General features: G+C 58.2%; 13 protein-coding genes. 12 read left to right on the top strand and 1 reads right to left on the bottom strand.

Annotated features, from left to right (window positions below):
• Window positions 1–31 precede the first annotated feature (31 nt).
• Window positions 32–1309, top strand: a complete 1278-nt coding sequence (locus M2401_RS13195) for an MFS transporter (protein ID WP_259103385.1) — start codon at window positions 32–34, stop codon at window positions 1307–1309.
• A 4-nt stretch (window positions 1310–1313) separates the two neighbouring features.
• Here M2401_RS13195 and M2401_RS13190 read toward each other — a convergent pair whose 3' ends face one another.
• Window positions 1314–2195, bottom strand: coding sequence for a LysR family transcriptional regulator (locus M2401_RS13190; protein ID WP_259103384.1), 882 nt, complete (start codon window positions 2193–2195; stop codon window positions 1314–1316).
• A gap of 154 nt (window positions 2196–2349) precedes the next feature.
• Between M2401_RS13190 and M2401_RS13185 the strand changes: the two genes are divergently transcribed.
• The 11 genes from M2401_RS13185 (at window position 2350) to M2401_RS13135 (ending at window position 12721) form a co-directional block, all read left to right on the top strand.
• Window positions 2350–3354, top strand: coding sequence for an LLM class oxidoreductase (locus M2401_RS13185; protein WP_259103383.1), 1005 nt, complete (start codon window positions 2350–2352; stop codon window positions 3352–3354).
• Window positions 3351–4151 carry a sugar phosphate isomerase/epimerase gene (locus M2401_RS13180; protein WP_259103382.1) on the top strand — a complete coding sequence of 267 codons (801 nt, stop codon included), beginning with the start codon at window positions 3351–3353 and terminating at the stop codon, window positions 4149–4151. The genes M2401_RS13185 and M2401_RS13180 overlap by 4 nt, the downstream gene beginning before the upstream one ends.
• A 16-nt stretch (window positions 4152–4167) precedes the next feature.
• Window positions 4168–4974 (top strand): sugar phosphate isomerase/epimerase, encoded by an 807-nt coding sequence (locus M2401_RS13175; protein WP_259103381.1) that lies wholly within the window; start codon window positions 4168–4170, stop codon window positions 4972–4974.
• A gap of 41 nt (window positions 4975–5015) precedes the next feature.
• Window positions 5016–6002 carry an LLM class flavin-dependent oxidoreductase gene (locus M2401_RS13170; RefSeq protein ID WP_259103380.1) on the top strand — a complete coding sequence of 329 codons (987 nt, stop codon included), beginning with the start codon at window positions 5016–5018 and terminating at the stop codon, window positions 6000–6002.
• Window positions 6003–6105: 103 nt separating this feature from the next.
• Window positions 6106–6417: a helix-turn-helix transcriptional regulator gene (locus M2401_RS13165; RefSeq protein WP_259103379.1), complete on the top strand. Its 312-nt coding sequence runs from the start codon at window positions 6106–6108 to the stop codon at window positions 6415–6417.
• Between the two features lie 542 nt (window positions 6418–6959).
• Window positions 6960–7235, top strand: a complete 276-nt coding sequence (gene frmR / locus M2401_RS13160; RefSeq protein WP_259103378.1) for a formaldehyde-responsive transcriptional repressor FrmR — start codon at window positions 6960–6962, stop codon at window positions 7233–7235.
• 69 nt (window positions 7236–7304) lie between these two features.
• On the top strand, window positions 7305–8414 hold the full coding sequence (locus M2401_RS13155; RefSeq protein WP_259103364.1) for an S-(hydroxymethyl)glutathione dehydrogenase/class III alcohol dehydrogenase: 1110 nt from the start codon (window positions 7305–7307) through the stop codon (window positions 8412–8414).
• A gap of 65 nt (window positions 8415–8479) precedes the next feature.
• The gene (gene gfa, locus M2401_RS13150) at window positions 8480–9055 is read left to right on the top strand and encodes an S-(hydroxymethyl)glutathione synthase (protein ID WP_259103360.1); all 576 of its coding nucleotides are present in this window, start codon (window positions 8480–8482) and stop codon (window positions 9053–9055) included.
• A 279-nt stretch (window positions 9056–9334) separates the two neighbouring features.
• Window positions 9335–9955 (top strand): TetR/AcrR family transcriptional regulator, encoded by a 621-nt coding sequence (locus tag M2401_RS13145; RefSeq protein ID WP_259103359.1) that lies wholly within the window; start codon window positions 9335–9337, stop codon window positions 9953–9955.
• Between the two features lie 94 nt (window positions 9956–10049).
• Window positions 10050–11525: an efflux transporter outer membrane subunit gene (locus M2401_RS13140; protein ID WP_259103357.1), complete on the top strand. Its 1476-nt coding sequence runs from the start codon at window positions 10050–10052 to the stop codon at window positions 11523–11525.
• A 5-nt stretch (window positions 11526–11530) separates the two neighbouring features.
• Window positions 11531–12721: an efflux RND transporter periplasmic adaptor subunit gene (locus M2401_RS13135; protein WP_259103354.1), complete on the top strand. Its 1191-nt coding sequence runs from the start codon at window positions 11531–11533 to the stop codon at window positions 12719–12721.
• The last annotated feature ends 4 nt before the right edge of the window (window positions 12722–12725 follow it).

The following is a 12725-nucleotide window of genomic DNA, read 5'->3' as shown; positions in this document are numbered from 1 at the left end:
ACCGCCCAATAACAATACAAGGTGAAATCGAATGGACACCACAGCATTCGAATCGCGCGCGGCTGCGCGTGTGCACAGCAAGACCTGGATCATCGTATTCCTGTTCTGCTTCCTCGGTCTGCTGATAGACGGGGCAGATCTCATGCTCCTTTCCTACAGTCTGACCAGCCTTAAAGCGGAATTCGGGCTGAGTAACTTTCAGGCAGGAAGCCTGGGTAGCGTGACACTGGCCGGCATGGCCCTGGGTGGTATTTATGGCGGCTGGGCCTGTGACAAGTTCGGCCGGGTAAAAACCGTGGTGTGGACAATAGTCCTGTTTTCCATCGGCACTGCGCTGCTGGGGATGACGCAAAGCTATGTACAATTTGCTGCTGCCCGCTTCGTCGCCTCCCTTGGCCTGGGCGCGCTATATGTGGCCTGCAACACGCTGATGGCCGAGTACGTCCCTACGCGGTTCCGCACGACCGTATTGGGCACGCTGCAGGCGGGTTGGTCGGTGGGCTACATCGTCGCGACATTGCTTGCCGGCTGGCTGCTTCCAGAATACGGCTGGCGCTATCTGTTCTACGTCGCAATCATTCCGGTGGTCTTGGCGATCCTGATGCAGCGCCTGGTACCCGAACCGCCAGCCTGGGTCGCGGCAAAAGCCAATCGAGCTTCGGCGGGTGAGGTAGCAACGGGCAACGACAGCAGCAAACCATCCAGCGGCGTGTTCAAGGCGATCTTCGGCGATGCCAAGGCCAGGAATATGTTTGTGCTCTGGGCGCTGACTGCGGGATTTCTGCAATTTGGCTACTACGGCGTCAATAACTGGCTGCCCTCCTACCTGGAAACGGAAATGGGACTCAACTTCAAGTCCATGACGGCCTATCTGGTAGGCACCTATGCGGCGATGATTCTTGGCAAAGTACTGGCCGGCGTCGCGGCGGACTGGCTGGGGCGACGCGTCGTGTTTTCATTCGGCGCCCTGGGCACTGCGGTGTTTCTTCCGGTCATCGTGTTCTTCCACAGCCCTGACCAGATTCTGTGGATGCTCGTCGTATTCGGCTTCCTGTACGGCATTCCTTACGGCGTAAACGCGACCTACATGACCGAAAGCTTCGAATCCAGGTTTCGCGGCAGCGCCGTCGGTGGGGCCTACAATATCGGCCGCATTGGCGCGGCTGTAGCTCCCGCAGCCATTGGCTTCCTGGCCACGGAAATTTCGATCGGCATGGGCTTCCTGGTCATGGGCGTCGCCTATTTTGTTTGCGGGTTGATACCAGCCCTGATGATCAAGGACAAACAGTTCGATCCACAGAAGGAGTGACAGGTTAAGCCAGGCGAGCCGTCATGAACTCCACGAACGCCTTGATCTTGGGCAGTGGCTGGCGGCTCGAAGGCCAGAGAATGCTAAAAGTACGATGGTCTTTTGTATAGCGTTCAAGTATCGGTACCAGCGTCCCCTGGGCAATCAGATCCTCGACAAAAAAGTCCGGAAGACACGCAATACCCCGCCCAGCCTCCGCCATGGCCAGCAACGGTTCAATGGCGTTGGCGGTGGCTGAATGCGGAAGTTCGACACTCAGTGGTCGGCCCCGCGACACCAGCGGCCAGGGGTCAAGCTTGCCACTGGTGGGGAATCGATACCGCAGGCAAGCATGGTCGCTCAAATCGGCCGGGCGAGAAGGAATGCCACGTTCAGCCAGATAGGTCGGCGAAGCCACCAGGCGGTGGCTGTAGCCACTGAGTTTACGCATCACCAGGCGTGAATCCTCTACTTCGCCGATGCGCATGACTGCGTCGAAGCCCTCCTCTATGACGTTGACCAATCTGTCGCTGAATTCAAGTTCCAACTCCACCTCGGGGTAGGCCTGCTGGAATGCGATCAGATGCGGCATCAGGCGCATGCCTAACTGCGGCAAGCCCAGCCTGAGCTTGCCCTGGGGCTTGCCCGAGGCTTGGGTCAGCTCACTTTTGGCGACCTCGAACTCAGAGAAAATCCGATTGCATCGCTCCAGGAAGGACTCTCCCTCATGCGTGAGGGTAATGGCCCGGGTAGAGCGATGGAACAATCTGACACCCAATTCCTGTTCCAGACGTGCAACCGCCTTGCCGACCGCAGACGATGAAACTCCGAGCCTGCGCCCGGCCTCGGTGAAACTGCGAGTTTCCGCTGCACGAACGAATGCACCCAGTGCGCCGAAATGATCCATATACACCCTGACAATTTGAGCTTTAAATTCCGGAATGTTCGGAATTCTATCTTATTTTTCATTTAATCGATCCAGCCTATAGTCGTCGGCATCAAGATCTTTCCGTTAAGCCTGGGTGTGATTCACAACATCCAGCCCATCGAGAATCAGCCGCATGACCTCTATGCCGTCACTTCCCGCTCTTTCGCCGGAGTTGCAAAACCACCCAGGCTACGCACGTTTGTTCCGGCCAGGCCATTTGACCTTCGGTTTCATTGCTCCCCTGGAAAGCTATCCGATCAGCCCTGGGCCAACCCTTGAGGACCATCTGGAAATGGCACTCAAGGTCGATCAGGCCGGTTTCAGCGCAATCTGGCTGCGCGACGTGCCGTTCTACGACCCGAACTTCGGGGATGTGGGGCAAATTCTCGATCCATTGGTCTATGCCGGTTATCTCGCAGCCGTGACCAGGCACGTGACTATCGGCACGGCCGGGATCGTGCTCCCTCTTCGTGATCCGCTGATCGTTGCCAAGCAGGCAGCGACTATTGATCAGTTGCTGGGCGGGCGCTTTATCCTCGGCCTGGCCACTGGCGACCGGCCCGTCGAATACCCTGCATTCGGCGTCGACTTCAATAATCGCGCCGCCAGATTCCAGGATGCGCTGGCGATCATTCGTTCCGCCACGGAGCAGCATTGGGCGAAGCATTCGTCGGTTTTTTACGGTCAGCTCGATGGCGGACTCGATCTGGTGCCAAAACCTGTCGGAGCACGCCTGCCGACGCTGGTAGTGGGCCACGCCGGGCAATCCCTGGAATGGATTGCCGCTAACACCGACGGCATTCTTTCTTATACCGCTAATCCGGCGATGATCCCGCAGGTCATCGTTCGCTGGCGCACTGCTTGCGGTAGCAGCGGATACAAGCCCTATGGCTACGGCACGCTGTTTGAACTTGAACGTGATCCGGACGCCCCGCTGCAACCAGGCCGGGTTCTTCGCGCCGGGCGCAAGGCGTTGATCAACCTCTGGAAACGCCAACAGGATGAAGGCGTCGGCCATGTCGCCCTGCACTTCAAACCGCAACGCCGACATGCCTCGGAAGTCATCGATGAATTGGGCGAGTACGTACTGCCGCACTTTCCGAGCCTGGCATTACCCTCTGCGGAGATCCCAGCATGAAGCGCTCTTTACATCACATGGACTTCATTTTTCAGACTGTCATGGGCACCTACCCCCTGGCGGCCCAGTGCGAAATGTTGCTAGAGAACGGATATCAGGGCCTTACCATGTCGGCCTGGAGCAAAGACCTGAAGTCGATCCCACTCATCAAGCCCAAGTGGGGACTGGATGTGGGGGCAATCTATCTCATCTACCGCCAGGGCCTGGAATCCTTTGTGACCCATATCTTTGAGTCGATCGAGGGCTGTACCACTATCGAACTGGCGCTTCACTCCGGCGAAAAGGTCACGGACCTGGACAGAAGAATGCTCGAACGCCTGCTGCCCATCTGTGAGCGGCGCGGGCTCGATATCGCGTTATACCCACATGCCCGCTATGGCATGCAGACGACCTCTGAAGCGGTAGCGCTGTGCGAGGAATTCAACCATCCGCGGCTCAACATCGTATTCAACGGCTACCACTGGTACGCCAACCAGGAGAACGAACTTGAGCAGCGCCTGGACGCTGTTTGGCCTTGGTTGAAGCAGGTGAACATCGCGGGCACCAGACGCTCCCCACTAGGCTGGGGTGGCCTGGCGACGATCGAGCCGCTGGATGAAGGCGAAATGGATAATTTTGTGCTGCTGGGGGCGCTGGACAGGCGAGGCTTCGACGGTCGTATCGGCGTGCTGGGCTGGGAAAGCATGGGCGGGGATGTCTACGGCAATCTGCGCCGCTCAATGACTGCCTTTCGCTCGATGGAGCAGCGACTCGCGGCTCACCCTCAATGGGCTGTTCTCAATGAGTTGCCCTATTAAAAGCGGAAGGCAAGACATGGCACATCCTATTCATGCGCTGGACTCCTTCTTCTATTCGTCGATGGGGGTCTACGCGTTTCAGACTCAGTGCGAAATGCTCGCCGAACTTGGCTACGACGGAATCACCGTCGCCGCATGGGGAGGCACACCACTGACCGACCTGACGCTGCTACCAAGCGTCAGGGATACCCATGGATTGAAGGTCGAAGGCCTCTATCTGGTCCTCCATGAGGGGCGCAATGATGCGCTGGTGCGGCGAATCATCGAGACCGTGGAGGGAGTAGAACTGATTGAGCTGGCAATCCAGACCTCCGTGAATGGCACGCCGGCAATCCTCAGCGTCATCGAATCACTCCTGCCGATTGCCGAACGCCGAGGCCTGAGGATCGCGCTGTACCCACATTTGCACCATGTCACGCAAACCACCACCCAGGTTGTGCAGATGTGCGAGCACTTCAGTCACTCAGCGCTGGGTGCCTCGTTCAATGCTTACCACTGGTACGCCAGCCAGGAAGGACAACTCGAAGCACGGCTCGATGCGATGAAACCATGGCTGATGCAAGTCGTCACGTCCGGCAGCGCGCTTTCGCAGTTGGGCTGGGGCGGCGTGGCCACCATGGAGCCTGTTGACCGTGGCGAAATCGATAACTTTGCGCTGATCGCAGCCCTCGACAGAGTCGGTTACAGCGGAAGTATCGGCGTCCTCGGCTGGGATTACGGCGGGGATATCTATCTCAAGCTGGAGCGCTGCCTGACGACGCTACGTGACATCGACCGGCGGCTGGAGCGGCACCCGGCCTGGGCCAATTTCCCCCTCAAATAGCGCCTTGCCTCTACTTTCAAAATCTTAAACAGGAATACTTCATGACAGCGCTCTCTGTCCTCGACCTCATGATGATCGGCGCAGGCAAGACGTTCGCCAATACCCTGGCCGACGCTGCTTTACTGGCCAGCCATGTAGAGAAACATGGCTACAAACGTTATTGGGTCGCCGAACACCACGATCTGCCGGGTATCGCCTCGTCGGCAACAGCATTGCTGATTCAACACTTGGCGGCTGAGACAAGCAGCCTGCGCGTGGGCGCCGGCGGCGTCATGATGCCTAACCATTCGCCACTGGTCGTCGCAGAACAGTTCGGCACATTGGACACCATGTTTCCTGGTCGAATCGACCTGGGGATCGGCCGCGCGCCCGGCTCGGCAGGGCCTGCCATTCGGGCGCTGCGCGGGGATGCCTCCGAACGCGACTTCTCACGGGACATCCAGCAACTGAGCGATTACCTGGCCGACAATGGCAAGCAACCCGTTCGGGCGATCCCCGGCAATCACAGCCTGCCGATCTGGTTGCTTGGTTCCAGTCCCAACAGTGCAGATCTGGCGGCGAAGCTGGGGCTTCCCTACGCATTTGCGTCACACTTCGCCCCGCGCTTTCTGATGGACGCCGTCAAGCATTACCGAGCTAACTTTCGCCCCTCGCCAGTGCTGCAAAAGCCCTACGTCATCGCCGGCGCCAATGTATTTGCCGCACCGACCCGCGCCGAAGCTGAATATATCGCCAGCTCCCATCGCAATTGGGTCAGCAACCTTTACTCGGGAGAACCCGGTCCGCTGCCCGAGCCGCAGGAGGGTTTCATGCAAGAGCTTTCCCCGCAGGGTCAATACAACCTGGCCGAAGCCATGGCATGCACAGTGGTAGGCGACAAGGATGACGTTGGCAGCTGGCTGCGGGAGTTCATCGCAACCACGCAAGCGGATGAAGTAATCATCGACGCCCGCATCCATGATCCTGTTGCACGCTGCCGCTCGTACCAGATCGCCGCAGAATCCATCGCGGAAATCCTTGATCGATAAGGCCATTGCACATCGCAGGGCTCCTCAAGGCCCTGCGTATCTCCTTCCCCTCCTTTCATCCGCGCAGAGTTCATAGCCCATGCCATTCACTCACGACTCGAGCATGCCGAGCGTCGATTTCAATGCTGCAATGCGGGCGGTAGCCCACCCACTCAGGCGCAAAATTCTGGAATGGCTGAAGGCCCCTCACCTGCATTTTCCTGACCAGGAATACGGTCAGGAACTGGGAGTCTGCATTGGGCAGATCGTCTGCCAATGCGAGAAGTCGCCATCCACCGTGTCCAGCCACCTGGCATTGCTGAGGCGCGCCAGACTGATAGAACTGAACAAGGCAGGCACCGTCCATTTCCTGCGAAGAAATGAAGAAACCATTCTGCTATTCAAGGCATCGCTGGCCACAGAATTACGACTCTAACGTGCTGGAGTGGCATCTGGTGCCTGGCCCCAAGCGGCGGGTGGCCTTATTGCAATATATTTCAAAATGCTGCAACCGCCCTTTTATGCCATGGCAATCAAATGCTGTCCCTTGTAACAACCACTTGGTGCAGTCCCCGGATTCGCGAGGCATGATCAGCGTGACGACGCGTTTTGGCCGCAACAGATGGACCATTTCGCCAGCGATTAGAAACAGAATGAGCCGAGTCTTCAAACGAAACGCTCATTGTTGAGAACCACTGTTGCTGCCTAAGCTTCTTTCAACCAGCGGAGTCGTCTGGCCAACACCCCTCTATAAAGCCGTAAGAGCTCCTCCCAGAGCCTGTTCAGCCAATGCAACAACTCCAGATCGTTGAATCCAAGCCTGAAACTTGCACTGCAGATACCACCTGCGACGCAAAGCCACGGAGAAATAAATATACTCCCTACCAGTATATGCATATACTCCCCACCAGTACCTGAGTATACCCCCTACCAGTATCACGGTAGACTGCGCACTCCAAGCACTGGAGGAGCATTGCAATGCCACACAGCCCTGAAGAGAAAAAACGCGTTCTGGCAAGAGTCCGCCGCGTGAGAGGACAGTTGGACGCACTGGAGACGGCGCTTGAGGAAGGCGCCGAATGTGGCCCGGTTCTGCAGCAGATCGCTGCCATGCGCGGCGCCGTGAACGGCCTTATGGCCGGGGTTCTGGAGAGCCATCTGCGGGAGGAGTTCACAGGTTTAGTAGAAACAACCGAGGCTCAGCGATCGTCGATTGACGAGGTGATTTCCCTGGTGCGCACGTACCTGAAGTAGCACCTTGTCTCCATGTCGATGCGGTCGCGGTCTTAGATCACATTCAATGATTCAATGGAGACACATCACATGAAATCTCGTGCCGCAGTCGCATTCGAGGCAGGTAAACCACTCCAGATCGTCGAGATCGATGTCGAGCCGCCTCGCGCTGGCGAAGTACTGATCAAGATTACCGATACAGGGGTTTGCCATACCGACGCATTCACCCTGTCAGGCGATGATCCGGAAGGCCTCTTTCCTGTCGTATTGGGCCATGAAGGCGCCGGCGTGGTAGTGGAAGTTGGCGAAGGCGTGACCAGCCTCAAGCCCGGCGACCACGTCATCCCGTTGTACACCGCCGAATGCGGCGAATGTCTGTTCTGTAAATCAGGCAAGACCAACCTGTGCGTCGCGGTACGTGCGACCCAGGGCAAGGGCGTGATGCCCGACGGCACAAGCCGCTTTTCGTACAACGGCCAGCCGCTGTATCACTACATGGGCTGCTCAACCTTCAGCGAGTACACCGTCGTCGCCGAAGTCTCGGTGGCCAAGATCAACCCTGATGCCAACCATGAACACGTCTGCCTGCTTGGCTGCGGTGTCACCACCGGCATTGGTGCAGTGCACAACACCGCCAAGGTTCAGCCCGGTGATACGGTTGCCGTATTTGGCCTGGGTGGGATTGGTCTCGCAGCCATCCAGGGCGCTCGCCAGGCCAAGGCCGGACGCATCATTGCCATTGACACCAACCCTGCCAAATTCGAGCTTGCCCGCCAATTTGGTGCCACTGACTGCGTGAACCCGAAAGACCACGAGCAGCCGATTCAGCAGGTGATCATCGAGATGACCGGCTGGGGCGTTGACCACTCCTTCGAGTGCATCGGTAACGTCCATGTGATGCGCGCAGCGCTTGAGTGCGCACACCGTGGCTGGGGTCAATCCATCGTGATTGGCGTCGCAGGCGCCGGTCAGGAAATCTCGACCCGCCCGTTCCAACTGGTCACCGGGCGCACCTGGAAAGGTTCGGCGTTCGGCGGTGTCAAAGGACGCAGCCAGTTGCCGAAAATGGTCGAAGACGCCATGAAGGGTGAGATCGAACTGGCGCCCTTCGTAACTCACACCATGCCTCTAGAGCGTATCAATGAGGCCTTCGAGCTGATGCACGAAGGCAAGTCGATCCGCACCGTCATCAAATACTGATGCAGATTCTGGGGCGCAAGCCCCAGCGTTCAGTCCGATTCATCCCATAAAGCTGGAGATACAAAGTGAGCGAAGTAAAACTTCACCCGTCACTGGATAACGGTATTAAACCTTCTGCGGCAGACTTTGCCGGTGGATCGTTGCAATGCCTGTGCTCTACAAACAAAGTAGAGGTCGCTATCGGTGCCCAGACGCTGCATAACCACGCATGCGGCTGCAGCAAATGCTGGAAACCCGAAGGTGCTAAATTTGCGGTAATCGCAGTTGTTCCACGGGACAACGTCAGTGTGATCGCCAACGGCGAAAAACTCGCCATCGTTGATGCAAGCGCCACCATTCAACGCCACGCCTGTAAAGACTGCGGCGCTCATTTGTATGGCCGCATCGAGAACAAGGATCACGCCTTCTTTGGCCTGGACTTCGTTCACACTGAACTCTCGCCACAGAGCGGCTGGGCAGCCCCAGGCTTCGCGGCATTCGTTTCCTCGATCATCGAAACAGGTACCCCGCCAGCTGAAATGGACGCTATCCGCGGGCGGATCCGTGAAATCGGCCTGGAACCCTACGACTGCCTGTCTCCGGCATTAATGGACGCATTGGCTGCGCAAGTTGCCAAACTCAATGGCGTGCAAGCCAAGTAATATTCTGAATACACCCGAACACTGATAGCCGAAGCACCTGGTGTCTTCTGATGTACCCGTTCGCCTGCCATTTGTGCAGGCGAATGCTTTTGTACCTTTGTTTCTTAAAGATCAAAGCCTTTTTAGGCTGCGATATCATGAGGTCAGGATTGTAATTCCAAGGCCAACAGTTGCCCGGCTCCAAACCAGCTGCGACGTTGACCCGGAAACGATTCGGGCGTATAAACACTGTCAGTTTCTATTAAGCAATCCCGGCCTCAGAAATTCGCACCGAACCTCATGACCATGCCAAAAGAATCGCCAAAACCCGCCAAGGCCCGCAGTCGCTCATCCATCGGCGCCGTGCGCAGCCCGCAAAGTACCGAGGCGATCCTCGAAGCTGCAGCCGCGATTCTAGAGGAGCGTGGGTACAAGGCATTCACCATGGATGCCCTGGTCGAGCGCGCCGGGTCCAGTAAACCCACCATCTACCGCTGGTGGCGCAGCAAAGGCGCCCTGCTTCGTGATGTCTACGAACGTACCGCGCTGACCTTCGTGACGTCCCCGGATACCGGTGATCTTGAGAAAGACCTGGTAGTACACATGCGCTCGTTGTGGAGCTGGTGGCATTCATCCAGTGCAGGCGAAACCCTACGCAGCCTTATTACCGAGATTCAGCTCGATCCCGTGGCCATCGCTGAATTCCGCGATGAGTTTCTCCCCCGCCGCCAACTCACTCTGCGCAAAATCTTTGCCCGGGCAGTCAGCTCGGGGGAAATCAGTGAGAGCGCTCAGATCGACGTAGCGGTTTCAATGCTGATGGGTATCTCCTGGCTGCATCTGGTCACTGCGAACCTGCAGGACCTTGATGTTATAGATAAGTCTGTTGCCATTATCGTCCATGGACTGAGAAGCCGTTAAGCGCTGCCAGATGATGTGCAGCGTTTTTTTTCGAGCATAACGACACTGGCAGTGTTTATTAATTTACACCTTATTGCGTCAGAGAACATCGCTGATGAAAAGTCCCAACCCTCGCTTCAGTCATTTAGCTTCACTGGGCATTTCCCTGGCGCTGCTTGCCGGCTGCTCGTTCAGCGACCTCAAACCTCAGTCACGCGTCTTACCTGCGGCAGACGTCAGCGAGACCCTTACCAATAGCGGTATGGCGCTGTCACCAGCCCAGTGGCCGGATACTCGCTGGTGGAGTGGCTTCAAAGACCCGCAGCTCGACACGATCATCGACGAAGCCCTGACTGGCAGCCCGACACTGAGATCAGCCGCAGCCCGCGTGCATCAAGCCAGCGCGCTGGAGGCCATTGAAGGCGCCCAGTTGCTGCCTCATCTCGATGGGGCCATGAGCACGACCCGGGAGCGTTTCAGTGCTAATGGCACCACGCCTGCGCCGGTAAAAGGCACATGGCAGAACATCGATCAGGCCACGTTGAATGTCGGATACGAACTGGACTTCTGGGGCAAAAATCGCTCGGCGGTCGAAGCAGCCGTCGGCCGTCGTCATGCATTGGAGGTCGACGAGCATGCTGCCGCGCTGATGCTCTGCGCCTCCATCGTCCAGGCCTACATCGCCCTGCAGAATACCTACGAACAACTCGACGTCGCCCAGGCACTGCTGGCGCAGCAGGAGCAGATCGAAAAGCTCACTCAGTTGCGTTTCACCGCCGAGCTGGGTACTCAGATCGATATCAAGCAATCCCAGGCGTCGCTGCCGGCGAGCCGGGCCAATATCGCCGCGCTCAAGGAAAGTATCGAGCTAAACCAGAACAAACTCGCGTCCTTGATCGGCAAGGGCCCCGACCGTGGGCGCAGCATTACCCGACCACATCTGCAGGCCGACACTGTCATCGCCCTGCCAACCAACATACCGGCCGACCTGATCGGCCATCGCCCCGACGTCGTGGCGCAGCGCTGGCGCGTAGAGGCCAGCGGCCACGAGATCGAAGTGGCCAAGGCGCGCTTCTATCCGAACGTTAACCTCACTGCCTTTATTGGCCTGCAGAGCCTGGCGTTCGACACCTTCAACGATCACAGCAGTCGCATCCTGGGGATCTCCCCGGCGCTGAGCCTGCCGATTTTCGAAGGCGGCCGTCTGCGCGGCAATCTCGATGCGCAAGACGCTGCATACGACTTGGCGGTCGAGAACTACAACCAGACCGTCATTGATGCCCTTCACGACATCGCCGACCAGTTGTCCTCCCTACGGTGGCTCAAGGAACGCCTGGCCGAGCAGAACGATGCAGTGGCAACAGCCCAGGCTGCCTCCAACCTGGTCAACCAGCGTTATGCCGCTGGTCTGGCCACTTACCTGCAAGTGCTGGCCACTCAGAACGCGACCCTGGTACAGCAACGCCAGCTGGTAGAGCTGCAATCCAGGGCCTTGTCCTTGCAGGCCAGCCTGAGCAGAGCCCTGGGCGGCGGTTATCGCCCACAGCCAGGCACGCCCGAAAACGTCACACCTTCCCTCGCCGGTAACTGAACGACATGACCACACAAACCCCCTCTCCCGCAGCGACTGCTCCCGCAAAAGAATCCCGACAACCGAAAATATTGCTGGCCCTGGCTATCGCATTGCTCGTCGTAGCCTTGGGGGGCTGGTATCTGTCGGGCATCGGGACCGAGTCCACCGACGATGCCTATGTCGATGGTAACGTCGTCCAGGTGACCTCTCAGGTCGGCGGTACAGTGACGGTGATCGGTGGCGATGACACTGACCATGTAGACGCCAATACGCCCCTGGTAACCCTTAACGCCGTGGATGCGCAAATCCAGTATGAGCGGGCTAAATCCAACCTGGCCCGAGCGGTGCGCCTGGCCCGCACCCAGTACTATCAGGTGCAGCAGCTGGAAGCCGAGGTCAATCAGCGCCAGAACGATGTGCGCAAGGCTCGGGACGACGTGCGTCGGCGCAGCCAACTGGCTGCCAGCGGCGCCGTGTCCCGAGAAGAGATCAGCCACGCCGAAGAGGTGTTGAAGAACGCCCTCGCCGGGCTCGATGGCAGCCAGCATGCCCTGGCCGTGCGCCTGGCCATGGTCGACAACACGACGCTGCGCACTCATCCAGATGTACTGGTGGCCGCGAGCAATCTGCGCGATGCATTCATTGCCCTGCACCGCACACAGATCTTCTCCCCAGTCGCCGGCTTGATCACCAAACGCAGCGTCCAGGTTGGCCAGCGCATCAGCCCCGGCGTTGCCCTGATGTCGGTTGTGCCCATCGATCAGGTCTGGGTCAATGCCAACTTCAAGGAATCCCAGATCGAGGACCTGCGCATTGGCCAGGCCGTCAGGTTGCGCGCCGATGCCTATGGCCGCGACCTGACGTTCCACGGCACGATTGTCGGCCTCGATGCCGGCACCGGTAGCGCGTTCTCTCTGATGCCCGCGCAGAACGCCACCGGCAACTGGATCAAGGTGACTCAACGGGTACCGGTACGTATCGCGTTGCAATCGCAGGAAATCCGCCAAAACCCGTTGCGCCTCGGCCTGTCGATGCGCGTTTCGGTGGATACCACCGATAAAAGCGGACCGGTGCTCAACAGCAAAACCCCGCAACAAGCTGCGTACCGTACCGATATCTTCGAGAACGAACTCAAGGATGCCAACGCCGTCGTCGAGCAAGTCATCGGCGCCAATGAAGGAACCGGCCGCAACCCCATCAGCATGAACTTCTGAAGGG

This window comes from Pseudomonas sp. JUb42 (assembly GCF_024807945.1).
Taxonomy (GTDB): domain Bacteria; phylum Pseudomonadota; class Gammaproteobacteria; order Pseudomonadales; family Pseudomonadaceae; genus Aquipseudomonas.
This window is presented reverse-complemented; position numbering and strand designations above follow the sequence as displayed.